13 protein-coding genes are annotated in these 25634 nt (G+C 64.6%); 4 read left to right on the top strand and 9 right to left on the bottom strand.

Annotation, left to right across the window (positions count from 1 at the left end):
* Positions 1-61 precede the first annotated feature (61 nt).
* The 4 genes from AB4Y63_RS13805 to AB4Y63_RS13790 all read left to right on the top strand — a co-directional run bounded on the left by AB4Y63_RS13805 (position 62) and on the right by AB4Y63_RS13790 (position 3863).
* Positions 62-1108: an ABC transporter permease gene (locus AB4Y63_RS13805; RefSeq protein ID WP_441791637.1), complete on the top strand. Its 1047-nt coding sequence runs from the start codon at positions 62-64 to the stop codon at positions 1106-1108.
* Positions 1105-1914: an ATP-binding cassette domain-containing protein gene (locus AB4Y63_RS13800; RefSeq protein ID WP_441791636.1), complete on the top strand. Its 810-nt coding sequence runs from the start codon at positions 1105-1107 to the stop codon at positions 1912-1914. The genes AB4Y63_RS13805 and AB4Y63_RS13800 overlap by 4 nt, the downstream gene beginning before the upstream one ends.
* Positions 1911-2234 carry a putative quinol monooxygenase gene (locus AB4Y63_RS13795; protein WP_441791635.1) on the top strand — a complete coding sequence of 108 codons (324 nt, stop codon included), beginning with the start codon at positions 1911-1913 and terminating at the stop codon, positions 2232-2234. The genes AB4Y63_RS13800 and AB4Y63_RS13795 overlap by 4 nt, the downstream gene beginning before the upstream one ends.
* 108 nt (positions 2235-2342) lie before the next feature.
* Positions 2343-3863: a DUF222 domain-containing protein gene (locus AB4Y63_RS13790; protein WP_441791634.1), complete on the top strand. Its 1521-nt coding sequence runs from the start codon at positions 2343-2345 to the stop codon at positions 3861-3863.
* Positions 3864-3974: 111 nt separating this feature from the next.
* On the opposite strand, the gene AB4Y63_RS13785 is transcribed toward AB4Y63_RS13790, so the two are convergent.
* The 9 genes from AB4Y63_RS13785 to rpoB form a co-directional block, all read right to left on the bottom strand.
* Entirely contained in the window at positions 3975-4334 is a 360-nt protein-coding gene (locus AB4Y63_RS13785; RefSeq protein WP_441791633.1) for a hypothetical protein, read from the bottom strand.
* 278 nt (positions 4335-4612) lie between these two features.
* Positions 4613-5845 (bottom strand): DUF5684 domain-containing protein, encoded by a 1233-nt coding sequence (locus AB4Y63_RS13780; RefSeq protein WP_441791632.1) that lies wholly within the window; start codon positions 5843-5845, stop codon positions 4613-4615.
* Positions 5846-8404 carry a DUF3488 domain-containing protein gene (locus AB4Y63_RS13775; RefSeq protein WP_441791631.1) on the bottom strand — a complete coding sequence of 853 codons (2559 nt, stop codon included), beginning with the start codon at positions 8402-8404 and terminating at the stop codon, positions 5846-5848.
* The gene (locus AB4Y63_RS13770; protein WP_441791630.1) at positions 8404-9753 is read right to left on the bottom strand and encodes a DUF58 domain-containing protein; all 1350 of its coding nucleotides are present in this window, start codon (positions 9751-9753) and stop codon (positions 8404-8406) included. The genes AB4Y63_RS13775 and AB4Y63_RS13770 overlap by 1 nt, the downstream gene beginning before the upstream one ends.
* On the bottom strand, positions 9750-10715 hold the full coding sequence (locus AB4Y63_RS13765) for an AAA family ATPase (protein WP_441791629.1): 966 nt from the start codon (positions 10713-10715) through the stop codon (positions 9750-9752). Before AB4Y63_RS13765 ends, AB4Y63_RS13770 begins: the two co-directional genes overlap by 4 nt.
* 24 nt (positions 10716-10739) lie before the next feature.
* Positions 10740-16736: an Ig-like domain-containing protein gene (locus AB4Y63_RS13760; protein WP_441791628.1), complete on the bottom strand. Its 5997-nt coding sequence runs from the start codon at positions 16734-16736 to the stop codon at positions 10740-10742.
* The gene (locus AB4Y63_RS13755) at positions 16737-17879 is read right to left on the bottom strand and encodes a serine/threonine-protein kinase (protein ID WP_441791627.1); all 1143 of its coding nucleotides are present in this window, start codon (positions 17877-17879) and stop codon (positions 16737-16739) included.
* A 164-nt stretch (positions 17880-18043) separates the two neighbouring features.
* Complete coding sequence (locus AB4Y63_RS13750; protein ID WP_441791626.1) at positions 18044-21958, bottom strand: DNA-directed RNA polymerase subunit beta'; 3915 nt, start codon at positions 21956-21958, stop codon at positions 18044-18046.
* Positions 21959-22001: 43 nt separating this feature from the next.
* Positions 22002-25493, bottom strand: coding sequence for a DNA-directed RNA polymerase subunit beta (rpoB, locus tag AB4Y63_RS13745; RefSeq protein WP_441791625.1), 3492 nt, complete (start codon positions 25491-25493; stop codon positions 22002-22004).
* Positions 25494-25634: the final 141 nt, after the last annotated feature.

Here is a 25634-nt window from a genome sequence, read left to right as displayed (position 1 = left end):
CCACGCGGCCCCCGATCCCCGCCGCCTCACCACCACCGCACGAAACCATCGGAGTTTTCACGTGAGTCAACAAACCAGCTCGGTTGCACCAGAAACCGCAGCGATTGATCTGGCCGAGGAGTTCCTCGACCGCACGACGCCCCTCAGCCGCGTTCGAAATGCGCTGCACCGCTACCCGGCAATCAGCCCGGCCATCGTCCTTGTGCTCGCGGTGATCGTGTTCGGGCTGCTCAACGAGCGCTTCCTGAATCCGGCCAACCTCTCGCTGATCACCCAACAGGTCGCGGTAGTCGGCACGCTGGCCATTGCACAAACCCTCATCATCTTGACGGCCGGAATCGACCTCTCCGTCGGAGCCGTCATGGTGCTGAGTTCCATGGTCATCGCCCAGAGCACCGTACAGGCGGGGCTGCCCGCCATCCTCGGGCTCGCCGCCGGCCTTCTCGTTGCCCTCGGCGCCGGCGCCCTCAACGGCTTCCTAGTGACGAAATTCCGTCTTCCACCATTCATCGTCACCCTCGGAACGCTCAACATCTTCGTGGCGCTCACGCTTCTCTACTCATCCGGTGCCACTGTGCGTGGTGCGGAGATGCCCGCGCTGCTCACGTGGACGGGCGAGACCTTCCAGGTCGGAGGAGTGAACTTCACAATCGGCGTGGTATTGATGCTCGCGGTTTACATCATCGTCGCCTTCATTCTCGGTCGAACGGCCTGGGGGCGTCACGTCCACGCGGTCGGTGACGACAAAGAGGCAGCGCGTCTTGCCGGCATCAGTGTGAACCGAGTGCTGGTGAGCGTGTACCTGGCCGCCGGTGCGATCCTCGCGATCGGCGCGTGGATTCAGATCGGCCGGAGCAATGCGGCTTCCCCGAACGCCGGGCTCGACCTCAATCTCGACTCCATCACCGCCGTGGTGATCGGAGGAACCAGCCTGTTCGGCGGCCGCGGCACCGTCTGGGGCACCCTGCTGGGTGCGCTCATCGTGGGCGTGTTTCGCAACGGCCTCTCCCTCGCCGGGCTTGACGTGCTCTGGCAAACCTTCGCCGTCGGTGTGCTCATCGTCGTCGCGGTCTCGGTCGACCAGTGGATTCGAAAGGTACGCAAATGACCCTCAGCACGCCCACCCAGCAGGCAGACGATGTCGCGGCCCCAGAATCCCGCACGCCCATCCTCCAGGCCAAGCGCCTCGTCAAGACCTTCGGTCGCGTCGTCGGCCTCGATGGCGTGAGCTTGGAGCTCTACCGCGGTGAGGTTCTCGCCATCATCGGAGATAACGGTGCAGGCAAGTCGACACTCATCAAGTGCCTGACGGGGGCCGAGATCCTTGACGAAGGTGAGCTCTTCCTCGAGGGCCAGAGGGTCAGTTTCAAGCGCCCGCAAGACGCGCGCGCCGCCGGCATCGAGACCGTGTACCAGAACCTCGCCGTCTCGCCGGCGCTCGATGTCGCCGCGAACCTGTACCTCGGACGCGAGATTCGCAAGGCAGGTGTTCTTGGCTCGCTGTTCCGCATCGTCGACACCAAGGGCATGCGGCAACGGGCTCGCGCCGAGCTCAACGAGCTCGGAATCACCACGCTGCAAGACGTGACCGTTCCCGTCGAGAACCTTTCCGGCGGCCAGCGCCAGGCTGTCGCCGTGGCGCGTGCCGCCGCGTTCGGCTCCAAGGTCGTCGTGCTCGACGAGCCGACCGCTGCACTCGGAGTGCGGGAGTCGAACCAGGTGCTGGAGCTGGTCAAGAAACTGCGCGACAGAGGCATCCCGGTCATTCTGATCAGCCACAACATGCCGAACGTGTTCGAGGTTGCCGACCGCATCCACATTCAGCGTCTTGGCAAGCGTGCGGCCACAATCACTCCGCAGTCGCACTCGATGACGGATGCCGTCGCCATTATGACCGGGGCGCAGCGCGCGTGAGCACGCCAGTTTCAACCGGAACGGTCGCCCTCTCTGCAGAGTTCGCGGCCGTTCCGGGGCGCGGGGGTGAAGTCGAGAAGTTGATCGCTGCATTCGCTGACGTAGTTCGTGCGGAGCCCGGCAATCTAGTCTTCGACGTGTATCGCAAAGTCGACGCGCCCGATTGCTTCTTCGTCTACGAGATCTATCGTGACCAAGCGGCGTTTGAATCCCACATCGCAGCCGACGAGGGCGCCGTGTTCAACGCGGCCCTCAACAAACTCACCGTCGGCGACGGATCAACGCTCACCTTTTTGCGTGCAGTCGGCGGGCTCATCTGAGTGGACCGCTTCGAGGGCGCGCTTCTCCACAGAACATACGTTAGAAAAGTTATCCACCGATCCTGAGAAATGCTCGTATTCCAGTTCCTGTTTTGAGAGAATTGAAGCATGGAATCAGAGCCTGTTTCCCTCATCATCACCCCGACCACCGACACTCCGGTGACCGCGGTCATGACGCAGGTCCAGGAGATTCTGATCGACGTGATGGCCGAACTTCAGTCCCATTTACTGTCCGACGATGACGTTCTTGGCAGTTTGGGTGCAATGGAGGGCATCGGCCGCCTGGTGGATGCCGGCCGGGTCGCCTTGGCCGCCGATGTCGATGCGCGCTCGGACACCCGAACCCAGAACGAGTCTCTGGCGCGCACGCGCGGCTGTGCSACCGGCACCGACCTGATCACGATGGTCACCCGGGTGTCCGCCCGGGAGGCGAAACGACGGGTCAGGCTCGGTGCGAAGACCCGGATCACCCAGGTGGTCGGSGCGACCCTGCCAGCCCGGTTCCCGGTCGTCGCCGCCGCCCTGACCGCCGGGATCATCGGGGTCGATGCCGCCGAACAAATCGTCACCGGGCTSACCGACCTGCCCAGCTTTCTCGCCCCGGACGCCGTCGATGCGGCCGAACGGGGTTTGGTCGCCTCGGCGACCGGCACCATCACGGCCGAGAACGAGGGCCTGCCGAATGCGGGGTTCGCGTTCCCGGCCGACCTGATCCGCGGGCAGGTGCTGCAGTGGAAGGCGCTCCTCGACCCCGACGGCACCGCCCCGGCCGAGGGGACAGTGATGGCGGCCCGCAGCACCGTCGGCTTCGGCCCATTCCGCGACGGACTCTACCCGCTCCGCGGCGGSGTCACTCCGGAGCTCCGCGGGGTGATGAACGGGATCTTCGACACGTACTTGAGTGCTCATTCGCAGCCGGTTCCGGCGGAGCCGGGCCGGTTCCCGACCGCGGAGGAACAGGCCACGCATGAGGCCGAGGAGCAGGTCCGGATCGACGCCGGGGAGGTCATTCCCGGCGCCGACCAGCTCGAGGCGCTCGACACCCGCACCGGCGGCGAGAAACGCGCCGACATCCTCCGCGGGGTGTTCGATGCCGCCGCCCGGGACGCCGGCACACCCAAACTCGGCGGGGCGGCACCACTGGTGATGGTGCACGTGAACGCGACCGACCTGCTGGACGGCACCGGGGTCGGTTGGGCCGACGGCGTCGAGGCGCCCCTGTCGATCAGTACCGTGCAACGCCTGGTCTGCGCCGGCGGGATGCAGAAGATCGTCTTCGCCGACGACGCCGGCGAAATCGTCGCCTTCGACCTCAAACAACGCTTCTTCTCCTCCGGGCAACGCAAGGCGATCATCGCCCGGGACGGCGGCTGCATCATCCCCGGCTGCACCTCACCGCCCGGCTGGGCCGAACTGCACCATGTCCTCCCCTGGCGGCACGGAGGCACAACCACCGTCAACAATGGCGTCGCCCTCTGCTGGTACCACCACTCCACCATCGAAACCTCCGGCTGGCAGATCCGCATCCTCAACGGCGCCGTGCAGATCAAGGCACCACCCTGGCTGGGACTCGGCAGAGACTGGCTCCCCGCCAACCAGCACCGCGCCCACACCACCCTCGGCCGCTGACCCACCCGGCCGCTGACCCACCCGGCCGGGCCTCGACAGGCTCGACCACCGGGTCTCGACAGGCTCGACCACCGAACGGCCGCCGGGCCGAAGAAGCTCCGGGCGCCGAGGCTAGAGGCTGGAGATGACCGAGATCGCAACGATCGCTAGGCCCGCGACGAGGAGCGTTGCGAGCACGACAAGACTTATTGCCATCAGGCCTCGACGTCGTGCATGTGCGCTGTCGGCGTGCCTGATCTGCTCTGCCGTCGCCGGCAGCACGACCTCGGGCTCTACGGCGCTCTGCTCGATGCGTCGAATCGGCGCGGCGGATGATTCAGGAGCGCGCACACCGTAGCTCGTGATCGATCCGACCGGGGCATCGGGCGGCCGGGAGACGCCAGTCCACGCCGCACCGCTGCCATCCGCGGCCTTCGTGGCCGAAGCGGGCGTGGCCGGCGGGGTCACCGGGACTGCGGGCGAAACACGCACTCGGCTCCGCTTCCGCCATTCTCCCGGCGATCGCGTGCTCAGTTGCGTGCGATCGGGGTCAGTTTCGTGGGCGGGATCCGTTGTCCGATTGCTCAGCCGGGTCGCCTCGTCGTCCGAGACGACTCGAGTGTCACCGACGGGACGACGATCGACGACCCTGGTCTGGTCGTTCGCAGTGTCACTCGATCGAGTGTCCTCACCACCATCCCGGCGCACCAGCCGAGTGTCGTCAGGGCCGTCAGCGTCGCCGGACGGCGGGGTAGCAGCGGACACGATCTCTACCGCTCCTGGTAGATCCGGGCCGGCAGCTCGCCGAGCAAGAATTCGTCGGTCACCGCACCGCTGGCACCGGCGTCAAGCTCGATCTCGTGCCCACTGTCGCCCAGCAGGATGACGCCGTTCGTCGAGTGCAGATCGGTGATCGTCCACGTGCCATCGACGAGTTCGAGGCGCGCATGAGTCTTCGACACCGTCTTGCCGGCGTCGACGACGACGACCAGTTGGGCATCCGGGTGCGTGCGGCCACGCGACGGGTTGCGTCCGAGCAGCACGACAGGATGCGTCAGCGACACCCTCTGTCCGTCGTGGGTTTCGAACACCCACGGCTGCACTCGACGAGCGGAAATCACCGTGGCATCGAAGTCGTTCTCGTCTTCGTCGAAGAGAGGTGTGCGGCCTGTGATGACGGTGGCGCCGTCGACCACGTCGGAATCGGATTGGTTTCTGAACACCGGAGCCGACGTGATTCCCGACGGAGCCCAGAGACTCTCTGCGACCGGCGAGACCAGGGCGTCGGTCGGTTCCGGCGGCACGGGCAGCACGGCCGGTGCGGGATCAGGCTGCACGAACAGCGGCTCTGCTACGGGAGTCGGGGCCTGAACGGGCACGGGCACGGGCACGGGAGTCTCAAGGAACAGAGGAATCTCCAGCTCGTCAACCGGCTCGAACGGCGCACTGAACTCGACCGGCTCTGGCGGACGCGTCGCGACCGGCATCGGTGCCGGCATCGGAGCAGGAGTCAGCTCCTGAGTCGCCGTCGCCGTCGGCGAAACGGACAGCTGCCCGACGGCAGCAGGCGGGCCGCCCCACCGCACCGGCGGGAGCGACGGGACGAAGGCCGGGGCCGGGTCGCGCTCGTCGTCGAGGTCGATCACCGTCGCCCGCCCGAATCCGATGATGCTGGCCCAGACCGGCATCACGAGAAAGGCGAGCACGGTAAAACCGCCGCCGTGGCCGAATCGTCGGTTGATGTTGAGGAGGGCGAGAATCATGAACACGGCTGCTACGAAGTTGACCAGCGGCAGCAGTTGCGCGAGCACCCACAGTCCCGAATATCCACCCAGCTGGTAGATCGTGACGGCGTTCAGGATCGGTACCCAGGCCTTCCAGCGTGGTTCGCCCATCTTCGCGAAGACGGCTCCGAGCGCGGCGGCCATCCAGATGTAGAGACCGATGCTGAGCACAGCCGCGACCGCGATGGCCGCGACGATGACTCCCGTTGAATTCTCCATCTAGCTACGCGCCGGTCGTGCGACCGACGCTCCCCCATTTCCGCGACTACTGCGTCGTACCCGACGCGAACCCCAACCACTGTAACCGAACCGCACACTCCGCTGCGGGCCCAGGACCCGCGCGAACGATCGCAGCGAGAGCGCTGCTCGCAGACGATTGCGCCGCGTCGCGTCCTGGCCCAGTGCGTCCCGCTCCGAGTCGACCAGATCCCAGAATGAGTCGCTGTCGGCCTGCACGGGTGAAATCGGACCGAAAACGGCCTCATCGGCCAGGGTGGCGAGGACGGCGCCGCGGGCGCTCTGGTGCAGGGCGGCGAGCTCGGTGCGCGTCAGGTTGGCCGGTGCCGCCAGCCCATGATCGACTGCCGTGTCGACATACTCGTCCCAGCCGCCGGCGATTTGTGCAGCACTGCCGCGCGCGCGCTTTCGTTCACGACGACGCTGCCTCTTGGCACCGAGAATCGCGAGCGCCGGGGTGAGCAGGATCAGCAGCGCGAGCAGGATGATGCCCACAGCTTTGAGGATGCCGACCAACCAGCCGAGATCAGCGACATCCGGTTTGTCGTTCGTCGTCGTCGCGTCTCCGGTTGTCGGGTTTGCCTCAGGCGGTGTCTGCTCCGAGGCTTCGGCCGGCAGCACGGTGGTCGGAATTTGAGGATCACGCAGCTGTTCGTCGCTCGGTGCCAGCGGGTTGTCGTGTTGCGGCGTCACCGTCACCGGCGTCCACCGTCCGTCGGCACCCTGCACCTCAAGCCACGCGGTGAGGTTCTTGCCGGCGCAGACACCGCCGGAGCACGCCGGGATCGCATCGGGGTCACTGTCAGGGTTGGAGAGCGAAAAGCCGAGCACGACCCGGGCGGGAAAGCCCAGGTGTGCCGCGATCAGCGCCGCGGCAACGGCGAATTGCTCATCGTCACCGACTGCCGCGACGAGTTTCGCATTGTCGGCCGAGCCGCTCGCTGTTTGCTTCTCGAGCAGTGACGTGAACAGGCTGTCGATGCGGTCGACCGAATGCCCGGCCAATGACGGGGCGAAACTGTAGCCCGCCAATTCGCTCGCCCAACCACTCCCCGCCGCCGGAGTATCGAGCGAGTGCGAGAGGTAGCCCCGCTCTCGCAGCCGGGTGATCAACTCGGCCAGCCCGGCGCCGTCGGCGCTGACCCCTTGTGCCTGAACCCAGTTCACCAGGCTGTCGGGAATCAGCGCGGAATCGACCAACTCTCCGCCCGTCGAGGGCTGCTTCAGCGAGCTCAGAGGTGCTGCGTTTGTGTCGATCCGTGTTTCAAAGCTGTAACTGTCACCCGGGGCCAACGCCTGCAACTCGACGCCCGCATCGGTGTTGTCGCTGTAATAGAACGCATCGGTCAGCGCGTCGCGGCGCGGCCCCGAAAAGTCGATCCGGGTGAGTGACCCGGAAAGCGGAAGCCAGACGTCGGCACCGGAACCGGCGGTGATGGTGGCCGAGGCAGCAGCTCCGCCGGTCGCCCCGACCTCCCGGACTCCCGGAACACGAGCGAAGGCGGTCGACTGGTCGTTGTCTCCGGTCACCGGGTCCACGACTCGAAAGACCTGGCCGTCGTAATGGCTGAGTACGGCCATCCGCAGTCGGGAGATGTCGGCACTCGCCCCGGCGACGGTGAACAACGGGGTGTTGTACAGATCACCGGTCACGTAGCCGCGGTATTGGCTGAGTGGGCTGACATACTCGCGCAGCGTCACGGCAGGGTCGATACCCGTGCGCAGCACGTCTCGTTCCGCCGGGCGGACCACGGACGAGACGAGCGGCACCGCCAGAACCGTCGCCAGAATCAGGGTTCCCCCGACCAGTGCGCCGCGCCGTGCACGCGGAAGCCAGCCGTGCGCAATCCGGCGAACGCCCGTCGCCTGGGTTGCCTGACGCAGCGCCGACTGCCGGGCGTAGTACGCGCGCCAAACCAGAAATCCAACCGCGAGAAGAAACGCCGCCACACCGATGAGGCTTTCCCGCGGGGCCGGAATGGTCACCAACCCGAGCGTCAGCTCGTCGCTCACTCGACTTGATCCGGCCACGAGGCCGAAGAGCTGAAGCACGAAAACCACGGGTATCGCCAGTGCGTGAAGCCGTTCGGCACGCCAGGCAAGCGACAACGCGGCCGTCGTGACGCCGAGCGTCAGAATGAGAAGCGGCACGAGCATGGTCTGGTAGCTGCCGACCGGTATCGAGATCGTGACGAGTTCTTTCCAGCTCAACGCCGTCGCCGCAACAAGCTTCACAAATCCGCTGCCGAACGCCGGCAGACTGGTGAGGGCGTCGGGGATGGCCAGGGGCACACCGAGCGCGAGGTAGACGCCGACTGTGACGAGCAGCAGGGTGAACCACGACCATGACCGACGCATCCCGACAGCGGCGATGACCGTGGCCGCCAGCACTGCACCGCCGGCGGTGACGAAGAAGTAGTCGCTCTGGTAGATCGGCCAGGCCGCCCAGAGCCCGACCGCGACCATGCCGAACACGAAGAGAGCGTTGATCAGCACGAAGCCGAAACGCCGAGGTTTCGCCACAACCGATGTGGTGCGCATCAGCCCGCCTTCCGGGCAAGCAGCGAACGAAAGTCATCGAGCACAGCGATGTTCAGCACACCGGTTCCGGCGAGACGCCGAAACCTCGGCTCCGTCGTCGGGTCGCACAGCACGGCGACGATCGAGACGGAGGGCGGAAACTTGAGTGCCAGTGAGTGGATGCGGGATGCCGTCATCGTCGACCCGCAGATCACGAACGCGATCGAGATATCGGGGATCACCTGCGAGGCGAACAGACAGACATCCTCAATCGGCATCGCCCTCTGACTGAACGATACCGCGCTGAGATCGTCGAGGAGGGTGCGCGTCGAGACCACGTTGAGTGTGCGAATCGAGCGTATTGAGCCGCGCGTGAACTCGGGGATGTCGTCGCTGGTGAATACTGCGACGTCTCTGCCGTCGCGGATCGCACGGATACCCAGCGAACCGACCGCACTCACCGCCATCTCGAACTCGTCAGGCGTCGCATATTCGTCGGCACGGAGACTGAGCGCGACAGCGAGGCGCGACCGGCGGCTTTCCTCGAACTGGCGCACCATGAGTTTTCCGGTCTTCGCCGTCGACTTCCAATGGATGTTGCGTTGACCGTCGCCCGAGGCATACTCGCGAATCGCGTGGAACGACATGTCGGAGTCGACAATGTCGCTCGTCGGGTTTCCCTCCAGATCGCGCACGAATCCGGCGCTGGTGCTCGGAATCGACACGGTCACCGGGTGCACATACAGCCGATGGATATCAGCCCAGGCCACTTCACGTTTCAACACACCGAGTGGATCGGTGCGCACTGTCGTCACCGGACCGACATCGATGACTCCGCGCTGGAAAGCGGGCACAGAAACCAGCTCTTCGTGCACCGCCCCGGCACGCATGAGCGGCACGTGAACGTCGGTGAGCCCCTGCCCGATCGGCACATCGATGCGACCCGGCAGTTCCAGCCGCGACGACACGTTGGTGACCCGCAGCGTGCCGGTGACCTCACCGCCGGCCACCACCCGGTCGACCGGCATCGAGAACTTCACGCTGTAGGCCCGACCGCCGAGGAGGAACGGGAGGGCGAGGAGCAGCAACACCATTCCGATGCTGCCCGCCACGATGAATTCGGCCCAGCCGAAGACGAGCCCGATGGGAAACAGCGCGATCACCGCAATGACGACCCAACCCGCCGGTGTGACAGTCTCCTGCACCCAGCGCGCGGCGGTGAGGCTGTATGCGCGCGCTGCCCGCCAGATCCTGACCCACCAGACCACCGCTTCAATGAGCGTGCTGGATCGCGTGCTCGAGTAGCGGGTGTGGGTTGAGGTGTTTTCGGAGGTGGCGGTGTGCGATCGCGAATCGGTTTCGAAGGTCACATCAGATCGCTTCGGCTGGGAGGAATGATGTCGAGCAGAATCTGGCCGATGACGGCACTCGCGGTGACGCCGTCGAACTCGGCCTCAGGATCCAGCACGATGCGGTGCGCGAGCACCTGCTCGGCGAGACCTTTGACATCATCCGGAGTGACATAGGTGCGCCCCTGGGCCGCTGCCCACGTTTTCGACGCTTTGGTCAGCGAGCGTGCGCCGCGCACACTCACGCCCATGCGTACCTGGCGGGCGCTGCGGGTCGCCTCGACAATGCGTGCGATGTAGTCGAACAGCAGTGGGTGCACGAACACCGTCCGGGCCATGTCACTCATCCCGACGAGAACCTGCGGAGTGATCACCGGCGACAGATCGTGGTGAGCCACGCTCGTGCCCTCGAGAATGCGGATGGTGCTGGCGAGGTCGGGGTAACCGAGCGAGGTTTTCATCATGAACCGGTCAAGCTGGGCTTCGGGCAGACGATAGGTGCCGGCCTGCTCGATCGGGTTCTGGGTAGCGATGACGAGAAACGGGGAGCCCGTCGACCGGGTGACGCCGTCGACGGTGACCTTTCCTTCTTCCATGGCCTCGAGAAGCGCCGACTGAGTCTTCGGGCTTGCCCGGTTGATCTCGTCGGCGAGCACGACGTTCGCGAAGATGGGGCCGCTGTGAAACTCGAACTCACCCTTCTTCTGGTCGTAAACGGTGATGCCTGTGATGTCTCCGGGAAGCAGGTCGGGGGTGAACTGGATGCGGGAGCTCACGCCCTGCACGCTCTGCGACATCGCACGGGCCAGGGAGGTCTTGCCGGTGCCGGGAAAGTCCTCGAGAAGCAGGTGCCCTTCGGAGACCATCGCGGTGAACGCCAGTTCGATGACATGCCGCTTGCCCAGCACGACCCGTTCGACGTTGCTGACCATCGCCGAAAATGTCGAAGCAAACCAGGCTGATTCATCCGGTGCGAGTGTCATCGTTGTGTTGTCTCTCTCATTGTTCTAACCGCACTCGAGCGTAGCGGCGGTGGATCCCGAATACGGTTGCAGCTTCTTGGTCTGCGGTGCGCCGTCGAAGGTGACCGTCCAGCCGACGTTCCGCACCAGAGTGGCGCCGACGGGAACGGTCGGCCCGTTACCGGCCACCCACTCGCCGAGCGGAGCTGCGGGATCCTCCGGAACGACGGGGGGTGTCGGCACCCAGTACTCGGCCGAGGTCGGCCGGGCCGTGGCCGTGAGGGCCGTTCCGAGGCCGGCCACGCCGAGGCCCAGCGCGTCGCCCGGGATGCAGCTGGTCACCGTGACGGCGTCGACCCTGACCTGCCACGCACGAGCCGCGTCTGCCGGCTTGGCCGCACTCGACGGGCCGCACATGTCCGGACGGAGCGTCGAGCAGAATTTCACCCGGATTCCCGGGTCGGCTCCCCAGATCGTTTCGGCGGGGTTCTCGATCGATTCGCTGAATCCATTCGGCGGCCCCGTCGGGGAGGTCGGCGCCTTGGCCGTGTATTCGCCACCGGAGCTGTCGGAGATTACGAAGGTGTAGTCCGTCGGGGCCGGGGGGGCATTCCAGGTGAAGCCGCTGCCGAGTTCGGCCTGCACGACGCCGAATCCGTTCGAATAGCAGGCGGTGACGACATAGACCTGGTTTGAGTCCAGCCCACTCATCGTGGTCGAGGTCGTGCCGCCGGAGACCTCGAGGTTTCCACCCTTATCGTCGATCTCGCAGGTGGGCGACTTCGTTCCCGCAGGGGTGGCGGCGTACATCACCGGTTCGGAGGTACCGCCGTTCGGTTCGAGGGCCGGCGGCGTCACCGTGATCGAATTGGCGGTGACCACCGGGTCGACGGCAGCCTTCGACATCGACGGCGATCCGGCGGCCTTCACCGTCGTCTGGGCTGCTTTGTCGGCCGGTCCGGTGCCGGTGGGGCGGTCGAATGAGCTGAGCGGGAGAACGCTGATCGAATTCGGGCCGACCGGGAGACTGAGCTTGGCGAGCGTGATGCCGCGGCCGCTGGCGCTGCGAGGCACCTCCTGGGTTCCGTTGATCAGGTAGCCGCGCGTGGCGGCATCCGTGTTCTCGATGCTCAGATCGACGGCGCCCGCGGTCGCCGTGGTGCGTTTCGGGTCGTAAACGGTCGTCGCCTTCACCGTTCCGACTCCCGGAACCCCATAGGACCAGGCGACAACGCCGACTGCCTGAAGCGAGGAGCCGACGGCGTTGCGGGCTCGCACCTCATAGCTTTGTTTGTCGCCGTTCGTCAGCCCGGTCAGCGGCGTGCAGCTCCCGGATGCGTCGCAGGAGCCGACCTCTGTTCCCCCGCGGTACAGGGTGAAGCCCTGCAGGGCGGGATAGGAGGCCGCGGCGTTGCCGGGATTGACCGCGAGAGTGAGTGAACCGTCGTCGTACGCCACCTGGGTGACCGAGTTCGGCGCGAGAGGGAAACCCTGGAGATCGAGGGTGACCGACCCCGAGCGGTCTCCTGCACTCTGTCGCCCCTGGGCGTCGGCGACGACGAAGCTGGCTGAGCAGGTGCCACCGGCCGAGTCGCTAGCCCAGGCGGCCTTGATCTTGCCCGCTGCGACGCTGAAGCTCACGCCAGTGCAGTTCGCCGACGATGACACCGAGACGATGGTCAGCGGGGTTGACGGAAACAGATTGACCTCACCGGGGCCACCGATCACATCAATGGTGCAGCTGGAGCCGGTTGCCTGGGAGCACACGCGGGAGACTGTCGCTCCCTTGGGCAGTTCGCTCGGAGCTTGACCGACCTTGAGCGACAGCACCGCGGGGGCAGCCTCCGGATGGCCGGACAGCCGCACCGTCACCGTGTTCTCGCGCCCCGGCCGCGCAGAATCGATGGCTTGAATGCTCAGGCTTGCGCCGTTCTGGGTGACCTCGAACTGGTCGCCGCTGTAGGTCGTCTCGAAGACCAGAGACGAACGGTCGTTCTTGCCCGGCCAGACGACCATTTGACCGAGATCGTACGTCAAAGCCCCGGCGCCCGGGCTCTGCGTGACGGAGGCGGCGCGGAGTTCAGGCTGAGCGTCGAGGGGTTGGATGCTGATCTGCACCGGCAGCTGGGTGTACTCGTCCTGGCCGACGACGCGCACCGGCACCGTGCAGGTGTCGGTCCAGGGTGCGCCCTTGCCCGCCGAGTAGGTGACGGTCGTGCCGTTTTCGACCCGGCAACGCGCATCAGCGCGCTGGCCAGAGGCGCGCAATCCGGCCGTTCCGACCTCCAGGGTCTCCCCCTCGGGAGTCGATACCAGATTGGCCATGGTGAAACTGACCGAGGCGTCTTCCTTGACCTTCTGCGGCCCGCCCTGCTTGAGGGCGAGGATGATCTCGTTCTGTGCCGGAATCCGAACGAACCCGTAGCTGGTCACGTCGACACCAGCGAAGTTCGGGCCGGTCACGGCAAACACAAGCAGTATGCCCTCATCGGGCACAGGCCCACGAATCTTCCACCCGGAGACGCTCGCGCCGTGGGTGTCTCCCCAGAGGCTGAGTTTCAAATCCTTCACGTCGCCCGACGCCCAGGACACCTTGTCGGTGACCACATCGAGGCCATCGGCGAACGCAGCCCTGTTTTCCAGAGTCACGAGTGTGTCGCTGACCACCGGATGATCGGGAACCGAGCTCCGCACAACCCGCATCACGATCAAGCCGACTCCGACGTCGCCCTGCGCGTTGGTCACCTCGTACACGAAGGTCATCAGGCCGGGCTCCTCGCCGGCGGTCAACACCACGTGGTGTTTATCGACTGGTCCGATTCGTGCGACGAGAGCCGTGTATTCGGCGGTGCCGAGCACCGCATCCGGACGCACGGCCTTGACCGTCAACGTGCCGCCGGTCGGGTCGATATCATTGGCGGCCGGCGCGACGACGACCTGATTACCAGCCCCGACTTGCACCTCGACGTAGTCGCTGAACGTGATCGGGCTGGGGTCAGACTGTCGGTCGAGCACGCCGACGCGCACGAGCGCTTCGCCGGTTTCTCCTCCGGAATCACGCACGCGATAGGTGAACTCGATAGCGCCCTTGAAGCCCTTGACGCTGTTGTAGACGATGGCGTCTCCGGCAGCGGACAGCGACGCGGTGCCGCTGACCGGCTGGCCCAGCACTCGATCGAGACTCACCTCGTCGCCATCGGGGTCGATTCCGAACGCCGCGAACGGGATGCTGACCGATTCCCCTGACAGCACCCGCGCCGTCAGCGTGTTGGGGAGAGGCGCCCGGTTCTCACCGTTCGGCAGCACCTCCACGTTGACCGTCGCGGTGTCGACCAGGTCGGGTGACCCGGCGATTGAGATTGTGTAGCGCAATTCGTAGTGGCCCGCCGCATTCGGCGCGAGGTAGCGCAGTGTGCCGCCGGAGGCGAAGGCGAGGCCCTCGCCTGACGTGTTCTGCACTGAATCGGGGTTCAGCACAAGCACGTTGCCGTCGGGAGCGACGTCGTTGGCCAGCACCGGGATGTCGGTCTGCGCGCCGGCCCGCACCACGATGCGGTCGGCGACGGCGATCGGGCTGTGCGGCACCGATGCCGGAAGCAGATAAACCGTGGCTGAGCCGCGCACCGTGTATGCCGGATTGCCCGTGCCGTCGGAGACGGTGTACCCCACGACGCCCAATTTGCCGGGCTGCTCAGTGGCGGTGGTGCCGCGCACGCGCAGCTGGCTCTGGCCGACCACGTCGACATCGAGCGAAGCGCCGGGCATCGGAGTGGGGAGTGCCTCACTGAGCAGCAGCACCCGCCGGGCCGGGTTCGACACCGCGGTGAACACATCGACGCTGGTATCCGCCCGCGGCCTGACGAAAACGGTGACCGGGGAGGTGGCCAGCCTCGTCGAATCCGTGGCCAACACCTCAACGCGCACGAACGAGACCACTTCGCTGAGGTCGTCGGCGACCGTGAAATCGACGCGGTAGATGCCCGGCGTCGAAGCGGCGAAGTCAAAGGTTGCGCTGCCGCTGTTGACCTCGGTTGTTGCCCCATCGACGCTCGACGGGGTCGTCGCCGAGACGATGCGATAGACCCCGGCGGCACCGGTGAGATGGGGTGCCGGGTTGATCGTGAGGTGCTCGCCCACCGACGACACCTGAGCGAACGGTGTGACCGTGAGCCGAGGGGTCGGGGTGACCAGAATTGTCAGCACCTTCTCGGCCGTGGCACCGAAAGTGTCGGAGACCGTCACCACAATCGAGACCGTCAGAGACTCGGACGCGCTGGGGTCCGGATGGCGATAGACGAGGGTTCCCGACGGAGTCGCACTGACCGAGCCGACGCCGGACTGATTGACCACCGACGCGACGAAAAGCGGGTCACCCTCTGGGTCGACCCAGCCGGGCAGCACCGGAACGCTGACGGTTCCGCCCGGGGCGACCTCCGGCGACGGCCAGGTGCGCAGACATCCGTCGACCCCGCACCAGGCGGGTGCTGAATTCGTGCTCGGCTCCTGCACGGTCAAGGTGACGGTGGTGGGTGCCGAATTCAGTCCGTCTTGTCGGGTTCCATCGGTGACGGCATAGCTGAAGGTCACCGTGCCGCTGGCGCCGGGAACCACATCAACGGTGATCGACTGCGTCTGATCGGTCAGACTCAGCGTTCCGAACTCAGGGGGGAGGCCGCCGAGCGATGCCGGCACAACGGTGAGAACGTCATCGTTCGCATCATGATCGTTGAGCAAGACCGGGAGAGTCGCCAATGCCCCTGCGCGCACCCCGAAGTTGTCCGCTTCGGCGACGGGCGCCTGCGGCTCGACAACCCGGGCCACCTCGTCGACGGTGTTGTCTTTCTGCTGCTGCTGCTCGGTCGCGATCCCCCAGTTCTGCGAACTGGCCACGAGGGCGCCGTCGGGAATCGTCCAGACCCAGCCGCTCTCGGTGTCGTTGAGGATCATGCGCTGGCCATTGCTCTGGAAAACCGGAACCGGGTCGCCACTCGGCTTCTGGCCGGCGAAGTCAAGGCTGCGTTCGCCCTGCGTGCTGCTCCACAGGGTTCCGGCCGTACCGGCCGCCGGCACCCAGGCCGCATACTGTGCAGCGTCGAAACTGGTCGGCACAGCAGGAGTGCCGAGTCGGCTCCCTTCCGTGCCGACCCGGCGGGTCGCCGACCCGTCGGAGAGTGAGAAGGAGACAAGGCCGGAATCGTCGGCAACGATCACTGATTGTGCGGACGCCGACGGTCGCTGAAGCAGGTAGACCTCGGTCAGTGCCGTGGCCACCGGGCGTCGATCCTTGACCCACAGAGTGTCGCCGGTCGCGCTGGCGAGCACCCACGTGTCTCCGACGGCGGTCAGCTGGGTTCCGGCATCCGTCGGAGCGGCGGGCACGGGGTCTTCGCCAAGCACACGCTGCGTGTCAATTTGGTAGCGCAACACGGTGCTGGTCGCCAGCGAATAGCTGTAGAGCACGCCGTCGGTCCCGATCGCGATCGCGTCGCTTCGAAAGCGAGACGTGTCGTCCCCGCCGGCCGTGGCGGCATCGGCGTAGGGATCGATTTGAACGGGCACAGCCGCGGCGCCGTCGACGATCGGTGCGACGAACACCGTTCCGGTGTTGGTCAGATATCCGATCGATGTGTCAGAGGTGACGACGTGAACCGTTCCGGCTGGGGTGTTGGCGTAGCTCGACGAATCGTCGCCGAGGTCGGCCGGACGCGCTGGATCGACGTCGACCACTTTTTCGTAATTTTGGGCGAAGAGCAGGGTGGCGGTGTCCGATTGCACGAGCCCGCTGGGGCTGCGCACGCTCTTGATGGTGTCGAGCTCGGCCAAATCGGTGTTGATTCTGGCATAGCGGTTGCCTGCTCCGCTCTGCACGGCCCAGATCGAGCTTCCGTTCAACGGCGTCTGCTTGACGTCGAAACCGGCGGCGACAATGGCCGTGCCGACGCAGAGCGCGGTCAGCGCCAGAACCGCCGAGAGTTTGATCCAGGCCGCCCGCCGACGTGGTTCTGAGCCCCCACGCTCTGCGACCCTCCGCCCCCGAGTCATCTAGATCACGCCGGCCAGGACGAGCACACCCACGGCCGCACCGGCACCCACGATGAGCCCTCCGGAAAGCAAGAGAGCCACCCGGAGCCCCGATCCCCGTTGCGGCCGTTCGGCTTTGTCCGGCAGGGCCTCTTCATCGGTGAGCGATCGAGCCACCGGGGTGGAGCGGCCGCGGCGCATCCGCTTCGAGGGGACAACCACCTCAGATCGCACCGGTCCGCGCAGGGAGGCATTGTTGAAGTCGACGAGCGTCCCGGCTGCTGCCCAGTCGTCGGCGGCGATGTCGAGCACCGTCGGTTGGATTCCCATTTCGCCTTGGACGCGTTGCAACTCCATCGCGAACTCGAGCAGGGATGCCTGACGCATGGCGGGGTCTTTGCTCATAGACCGGGCGAGGACTCGTTCGAGTTCGACGGAGACATCGGCCCGGCCGATCGGGGTGTAGCCGGCACGCACGATGCGTTGCCGCAGCTGCTGCCGAGAACTGCGCTGACCATCGGTCGTTTCGAACGGCGACCGACCGGCAAGCAGCGAATAGATGGTGGCTCCAAGCGCCCACACCTCGGTCTGCACGGTTCCGGTCGTTTCTTCGCGCACGACTTCCGGGGCGCTCCACGGCACCGACATCGCAAAGAGCTGCTCCTGCTGGGTGGCGGCGAGCGAGGTGGCGATACCAAAGTCGGCGAGAACCGGGGTACCGAACGACGTGGTCAGAATATTCGACGGTTTGATGTCGCGGTGCAGCACGCCGGTGCGGTGTGCGGTCTCCAGCGCACAGGCAATCTTCACTGCGACGTTCAAGACCTCGGCGACCGGCAACACCTCGCGGCGGAATCGGCCGGAAAGCGAGCTCGGGCAGTATTCCATCACCAGGTATGGGCGGCCATCCGCGGAGATGCTGGCGTTGTAGACCGTGAGAATCGACGGATGAGAGCTCAGCCGGGCCATGACATCGGCCTCGGCATTGAACATGCGCAGCACGTCGCTGTCGACGATGTCGTGAAGCAACACCTTCACGGCGACCGAGCGGCGGGGCAGGTCCTGTTCGAACAGAAAAACGTCGGCGAATCCGCCGGTGCCCAGCGGGCGAATGTAGGTGTAGCCGGAGATCACCGGCGGGGCAGAAGGCAGCCGACTTGCCATCGTCTCCCCCTCATCTGCTCAGTCGTCCGCTTGCCACCAGCTTCGCTGCGACATCCGGATCTAGCCTACCGAGTAGAGGCACGCGCGTCGCAACGACAAAGGGCCCCGGCAGATGCCGGGGCCCTTTGTTTCACTCAGTCAGTTCGTGAAGCAGAACCGACTACTTAGTTGTACGTACCGGGCGTGAAGTCGTCCGAGCTGAAGCTGTCGAAGTCGACAAAGCTCAGGTCACCCTCGTTGAACGCTGCATCGTCGGTGAAGATGCGGTTCGGGTAACGCTCAGCCTTGGCTTCTTCGGTTGCCTCGACGGTGACGTCGCGGTAACGCGGGAGACCGGTACCGGCCGGGATCAACTTACCGATGATCACGTTCTCCTTGAGGCCCATCAGCGGGTCGCTCTTGCCTTCCATGGCCGCCTGGGTCAGAACCCGGGTGGTCTCCTGGAAGGAAGCGGCCGACAGCCAGGACTCGGTCGCCAGCGAAGCCTTGGTGATACCCATGACTTCCTGACGGGCCGAAGCCGTCTTCTTGCCTTCGGTCAACGCAGCACGGTTGAGCTCGTTGTACTTCAGGCGGTCGACCAGCTCACCCGGCAGCAGGCCGGTGTCGCCGTGCTCGACGACGGTGACCTTGCGAAGCATCTGACGAACGATGACCTCGATGTGCTTGTCGTGAATCGGCACACCCTGCGAGCGGTAGACATCCTGCACACCACCAACGAGGTGCTTCTGCACCTCACGGACACCCTTGACGCGAAGAACTTCCTTCGGGTCGACGGCACCGACGATGACCTGCTGACCGAGCTCGACGTGCTGGCCGTCCTCAACGAGGAGGGTCGAACGCTTGAGCACCGGGTAGGCGATCGCTTCGTCGCCGTTGTCGGGCGTCAGGATCACCTTGCGGCTGCGGTCAGTGTCTTCGATCGTGATGCGACCGGCGGCCTCGACGATGGGCGATGCACCCTTGGGGGTACGCGCTTCGAAGAGCTCCTGCACCCGGGGAAGACCCTGGGTGATGTCATCGGCGGATGCCGATCCACCGGTGTGGAAGGTACGCATCGTGAGCTGGGTTCCCGGCTCACCGATGGACTGTGCGGCGATGATACCGACGGCCTCACCGATGTCGACGAGCAGACCAGTCGCGAGCGAGCGGCCGTAGCAGACTGCACAGACACCGACTGCAGACTCACAGGTCAGTACCGAGCGAACCTTGATGTTCTCGACGCCGGCCGCAACCAGCTTGTCGATCATCACGTCACCGACGTCGGCGCCGGCTTCAGCGACGACCTCGCCCTTGGCGTTGACCGCGGCTGCAGCCAGGCTGCGAGCGTAAACCGCGTTCTCGACGTTGGGGTGGCGAACCAGGGTCCCGGTCGAGTCGACGGTTGCGATCGGCAGTTCGAGGCCCTTGGTCGTGCCGCAGTCGTCTTCGCGGATGATGACATCCTGCGAGACGTCAACGAGACGACGCGTCAAGTATCCCGAGTCTGCAGTACGCAGAGCGGTGTCGGCCAGACCCTTACGAGCACCGTGAGTAGCAATGAAGTACTCGGCGACGGACAGGCCTTCGCGGTAGCTCGAGATGATCGGGCGAGGGATGATCTCACCCTTCGGGTTGTTCACCAGGCCTCGCATACCGGCGATGTTACGAACCTGCAGCCAGTTACCACGAGCACCAGAGGTGACCATGCGGTTCAGGGTGTTGTCGGTCGGGAAGTTCGCCTGCATGGCCGCGGCAACGTCTTCGGTTGCGCGAGTCCAGATCTGGATGAGCTCCTGACGACGCTCGAGGTCGGTCGTGAGACCCTTCTCGAACTGCGACTGAACCTTAGCGGCCTGCTTCTCGTAGCCGGCAACGATCTGCGGCTTGTTCGGCGGGGTCAGAACGTCGCTGAGCGCCACGGTCACACCGGAACGGGTTGCCCAGTGGAAACCGGCGTCCTTGATGTTGTCGAGTGCAGCAGCAACCTCCACCTTGGGGTACCGCTCAGCGAGGTCATTGACGATCGCGGAGAGGGTGCCCTTGTCGGCGACCTGCTCGAAGTACGGGTAGTCAGTCGGCAGCGTCTCGTTGAACAGGGCGCGGCCGAGCGTGGTGGTGACCAGCACGGTTCCGACAGCCTGGCCGTTGACGAGCTCGACGCCTTCGGGCTGCGTGCCCTCGGCGAAGTACTTGTCGGTCAGACGGATGCGCACCTTGGCGTTCAGGTCGAGCGCCGGAGTGCCGTCTGCTGAACGCTGGTCGAAGGCGAGAATCGCCTCGGCGATCGAGGAGAACGCGCGGCCTTCGCCGTTGACGCCTTCCTTGAGCATGGTCAGGTGGTGCAGACCGATGATCATGTCCTGTGTGGGCAGGGTCACCGGGCGACCGTCTGACGGCTTCAGGATGTTGTTCGACGCGAGCATCAGGATGCGGGCCTCGGCCTGCGCCTCGACGGACAGCGGCAGGTGAACTGCCATCTGGTCACCGTCGAAGTCGGCGTTGAACGCAGCACACACGAGCGGGTGAAGCTGAATGGCCTTACCTTCAACGAGCTGAGGCTCGAACGCCTGGATGCCCAGACGGTGAAGGGTAGGTGCACGGTTCAGCAGCACGGGGCGCTCGCGAATGATCTCTTCGAGCACGTCCCAAACCTGCGGGCGTGAACGCTCGACCATGCGCTTGGCGGCCTTGATGTTCTGAGCGTGGCTCAGGTCAATCAGACGCTTGATCACGAACGGCTTGAAGAGCTCCAGAGCCATCTGCTTGGGCAGACCACACTGGTGCAGCTTCAGCTGCGGGCCGACGATGATGACCGAACGGCCAGAGTAGTCAACGCGCTTACCGAGCAGGTTCTGACGGAAACGACCCTGCTTGCCCTTGAGCATGTCGCTCAGGGACTTCAGTGCGCGGTTTCCGGTACCCGTGACCGGGCGGCCACGACGACCGTTGTCGAACAGTGCGTCGACGGCCTCCTGCAGCATCCGCTTCTCGTTGTTCACAATGATCTCGGGGGCACCGAGGTCAAGCAGACGACGCAGACGGTTGTTGCGGTTGATCACACGACGGTAGAGGTCGTTGAGGTCAGACGTGGCGAAACGGCCACCGTCGAGCTGCACCATCGGGCGCAGTTCCGGCGGGATGACCGGCACGACGTCGAGCACCATCGCGGCCGGCGAGTTGCCGGTCGTGATGAAGGCGTTGACGACGCGCAGACGCTTGATCGCACGGATCTTCTTCTGGCCCTTGCCCTCGGCGATCTGCAGGTGCAGGTTTTCGCTTTCGGTGACCAGGTCGAAGGCCTCGAGGCGCTTCTTGATGGCTTCGGCGCCCATGAACGCTTCGAAGTACATGCCGAAGCGGTCCTGCAGCTCGTGGAAGACGGAGTCTTCCGGCTTCAGGTCGCCGACCTTGAGGGTGCGGAAGTCTTCCCAAACACGCTCGAGGTGAGCGATCTGCTCGTCAATCGACTTACGGGTCTGGCTCATCTCCTTTTCAGCTGCGTCTTTGGTGCGCTTCTTCTGGTCGCTCTTCGCGCCTTCAGCCTCGAGGGCTGCGAGGTCGGTTTCGAGACGCTGCAGGCGGTCGGCAATACGCGTGTCGCGCTGGCCTTCCAGGGTCTTGATCTCGAGGCGAAGCTCGTTCTCAAGGCCCGGCATGTCCTGGTGGCGTCCGTCTTCGTCCACGGTGATGACCATGTACGCAGCGAAGTAGATGACCTTCTCGAGGTCCTTCGGCGCCATGTCCAGCAGGTAGCCGAGACGCGAAGGAACACCCTTGAAGTACCAGATGTGGGTGACGGGGGCGGCGAGTTCGATGTGGCCCATGCGCTCACGGCGCACCGACGACTTCGTGACCTCTACGCCACAACGCTCACAAACGATGCCTTTGAAGCGCACACGCTTGTACTTGCCGCAGGAGCACTCCCAGTCGCGGGACGGTCCGAAGATCTGTTCACCGAACAGACCGTCTTTCTCCGGCTTGAGGGTGCGGTAGTTGATGGTTTCGGGCTTCTTGACCTCACCGTGCGACCAAYGACGGATGTCGTCAGCGGTAGCCAGGCCAATGCGAAGCTCGTCAAAAGTTGTTACGTCGAGCAATTTCTCTCCTTGGAAAGTTTTCGAGTCTCTTCAGCGGCCAGGTTTAGATGTCGTCGATTGACGACGACTCGAACCGGGTGGAAATGTTGATGCCCAGCTCTTCCGCAGCACGGAAGACCTCGTCATCCGTGTCGCGCAGGCTCACTGCTGTTCCGTCGGCCGAGAGAACCTCGACGTTCAGGCAGAGCGACTGCATTTCCTTGATCAGAACCTTGAAGCTCTCAGGGATTCCGGGCTCCTGGATGTTCTCGCCCTTGACGATGGCTTCGTACACCTTGACGCGGCCGAGGATGTCATCCGACTTGATGGTCAGGAGTTCCTGCAGTGCGTAAGCGGCGCCATACGCTTCGAGCGCCCACACTTCCATCTCACCGAAACGCTGTCCACCGAACTGTGCCTTACCACCCAGCGGCTGCTGCGTGATCATGGAGTACGGGCCCGTCGAACGCGCGTGGATCTTGTCGTCAACGAGGTGGTGCAGCTTCAGGATGTACATGTAGCCGACCGAGACCGGGCGCGGGTACGGCTCGCCGGAGCGGCCATCGAACAGCTGCGCCTTACCGGTCGAGTCGATCAAGCGGTCGCCGTCGCGAGTCGGGATCGTCGAGTCGAGCAGACCGGCGATTTCCTCCTCGAGAGCACCGTCGAACACGGGGGTCGCGACCTTGGTGTTCGGAGCGGCGCTGTGCGCGGCCTCGGGCAGACGGCCAGCCCACTTGGGCTTGCCTTCAACCTGCCAGCCCTGCTTGGCGATCCAGCCGAGGTGGGTTTCGAGAACCTGACCGAAGTTCATTCGACCCGGAATACCGAGCGGGTTCAGGATGATGTCGACCGGGGTTCCGTCGGCGAGGAACGGCATGTCCTCGACCGGCAGAATCTTGGAGATGACACCCTTGTTACCGTGACGGCCGGCGAGCTTGTCGCCCTCGGTGATCTTGCGCTTCTGAGCGATGAAGACCACAACGCGCTGGTTGACGCCCGAGCCGAGCTCGTCGTCGCCATCCTGCGAGTCGAAGACCTTGACACCGATGATGGTGCCACGCTCACCGTGGGGAACCTTCAGCGAGGTGTCGCGAACTTCGCGGCTCTTCTCGTTGAAGATCGCGCGCAGCAGGCGCTCTTCGGCGGACAGCTCGGTCTCACCCTTGGGTGTGACCTTGCCGACGAGGATGTCGCCGGGGCGAACCTCTGCACCGATGCGGATGATGCCACGCTCGTCGAGGTCTGCAAGCAGATCCGGCGAAACGTTGGGCAGGTCGCGAGTGATCTCTTCCTTGCCCAGCTTGGTGTCGCGAGCGTCAACTTCGTACTCTTCGATGTGAATCGAGGAGAGAACGTCATCCTTCACCAGGTTCTGGCTCAGGATGATGGCGTCCTCGAAGTTGTGACCCTCCCACGGCATGAATGCCACGAGGAGGTTCTTTCCGAGTGCCAGCTCACCGTTGTCGGTGGCGGGGCCGTCGGCGATTACCTCGCCGGCTTCGATACGCTCACCGGCGTTGACGAGAACGCGGTGGTTGTAGCTGGTGCCCTGGTTGGAGCGAGCGAACTTGCGCAGGAAGTAATCCTGGGTTCCACCCTCGTCGAGCTGGATCGTGACGACGTCAGCCGACACCTCCATGACGACACCGGACTTGTCGGCGGTGAGAACATCGCCGGCGTCGATGGCCGCGAAGCCCTCCATACCGGTTCCGACCAGCGGGCTGTCGCTACGCAGAAGCGGAACGGCCTGACGCTGCATGTTGGCACCCATGAGTGCGCGGTTAGCATCGTCGTGCTCGAGGAAGGGGATGAGCGAGGTCGCGACCGACACCATCTGGCGCGGCGAGACATCCATGTAGTCGATCTCGTCCTTGGGGAAGAGGTCAACCTCTCCACCCTTGCTGCGGGCCAGAACGCGGTCTTCAGCGAAGCGGGCCTCTTTGGTCAGCGGGGCGTTGGCCTGCGCGACGATGTGCTCGTCTTCTTCGCTGGCCGTGAGGTAGTCGATGGTCGCCGTGACGACGCCATCCACCACGCGGCGGTACGGGGTCTCGATGAATCCGAACGCGTTGATGCGTGCGAACGATGCGAGCGAACCGATCAGACCAATGTTGGGGCCTTCAGGGGTTTCAATGGGGCACATGCGGCCGTAGTGCGACGGGTGAACGTCTCGCACCTCGACACCTGCGCGGTCACGGGACAGACCACCCGGGCCCAGCGCGGAGAGGCGACGCTTGTGCGTCAGACCCGCGAGGGGGTTGTTCTGGTCCATGAACTGCGACAGCTGGCTGGTTCCGAAGAACTCCTTGATCGCGGCGACGACGGGGCGCACGTTGATCAGGGTCTGCGGGGTGATCGCTTCGATGTCCTGCGTGGTCATGCGCTCGCGAACGACGCGCTCCATGCGGGACAGACCAGTGCGAACCTGGTTCTGGATGAGCTCACCAACGGCGCGGATACGACGGTTTCCGAAGTGGTCGATGTCATCGATATCGATCCGGATGTCGGTGGCCTTGCCGGCGCGGGTGCCGGCGATCGTGGTCTGGTTGTCGTGAAGAGCAACCAGGTACTTGATCGTGGCCAGGATGTCCTGGAGCGTCAGCACGGAGTCGGTCAGCGGTGCCTCGAGGCCCAGCTTCTGGTTGATCTTGTAACGACCAACCTTGGCCAGGTCGTAGCGCTTGGAGTTGAAGAAGAAGTTGTCGAGCAGAGCGCGGGCAGCTTCAGCAGCAACCTGCTCGCCCGGGCGGAGCTTGCGGTAGATGTCCTTGAGGGCTTCTTCCTTGGTGAGGATGTTGTCCTTCTCAAGGGTGAGCTCGATGGACGCGAAGCCCTTGAACTCCTCGAGGATCTCTTCGCTGGTGAGGCCGAGGGCCTTCAGGAAGACCGTGACCGACTGCTTGCGCTTGCGGTCGATGCGCACGCCAACCTGGTCGCGCTTGTCGATCTCGAACTCAAGCCATGCACCACGGCTCGGGATGACGCGAGCGGAGTAGATGTCCTTGTCAGACGTCTTCTCCTGCTGGCGGTCGAAGTAGACACCCGGGGAGCGCACGAGCTGCGAAACGACGACACGCTCGGTGCCGTTGATCACGAATGTGCCCTTGGGGGTCATCAGCGGGAAGTCACCCATGAACACGGTCTGGGTCTTGATCTCACCGGTGAGGTGGTTCATGAACTCAGCGTTCACATAGAGCGGTGCGGAGTAGGTCTTACCCTTTTCCTTGCACTCGTCAATGGTGTACTTCTCCGGCTCAAGCTCCGGATTGGTGAACGACAGCTGCATGGTTTCGCTGAGGTCTTCGATCGGGCTGATCTCTTCGAAGATCTCGTCGAGTCCGGTGCGGCTCGGCAGGTCGTGACGACCCTCGGCCTGTGCCTCGGCGACGCGCTGCTTCCAGGCGTCGTTTCCGACGAGCCAGTCAAAGCTCTCGGTCTGCAAAGCGAGCAGATCCGGAACAGTGAGAGTATCGGTGATCTTTGCGAACGAAAGACGCCCAGCAGAGCGGCCGTTCTTGGGTGAATTGGTGGTTGCGTTGCGCGCAGCAGCCAAGGAAATAACCTCCGTGGACCCCGTCAGGTCTAGTTACTGTTAGTAATGGAGTACTCCACAGACCCTCGGAGATATTCGCCGGTGTTTAATCGGTGAAATCTCAATGAAGAAGTGCCGCAAGGTGGCTTGAGCACGCAAAGC

The sequence above is a fragment of the Leifsonia sp. YAF41 genome, from assembly GCF_052113185.1.
Taxonomy (GTDB): domain Bacteria; phylum Actinomycetota; class Actinomycetes; order Actinomycetales; family Microbacteriaceae; genus Cryobacterium.
The sequence above is the reverse complement of the archived record's forward strand: the minus strand, read 5'-3'. Positions and strand labels throughout refer to the sequence as shown.

Bases quoted from the DNA above. Each gene is read 5' to 3' on its own strand.
- AB4Y63_RS13800 (WP_441791636.1), top strand. From the start codon at position 1,105: ATGACCCTCAGCACGCCCACCCAGCAGGCAGACGATGTCGCGGCCCCA.
- AB4Y63_RS13780 (WP_441791632.1), bottom strand. From the start codon at position 5,845: ATGGAGAATTCAACGGGAGTCATCGTCGCGGCCATCGCGGTCGCGGCT.
- AB4Y63_RS13775 (WP_441791631.1), bottom strand. From the start codon at position 8,404: ATGCGCACCACATCGGTTGTGGCGAAACCTCGGCGTTTCGGCTTCGTG.
- AB4Y63_RS13765 (WP_441791629.1), bottom strand. From the start codon at position 10,715: ATGACACTCGCACCGGATGAATCAGCCTGGTTTGCTTCGACATTTTCG.
- AB4Y63_RS13760 (WP_441791628.1), bottom strand. From the start codon at position 16,736: ATGACTCGGGGGCGGAGGGTCGCAGAGCGTGGGGGCTCAGAACCACGT.
- AB4Y63_RS13755 (WP_441791627.1), bottom strand. From the start codon at position 17,879: ATGGCAAGTCGGCTGCCTTCTGCCCCGCCGGTGATCTCCGGCTACACC.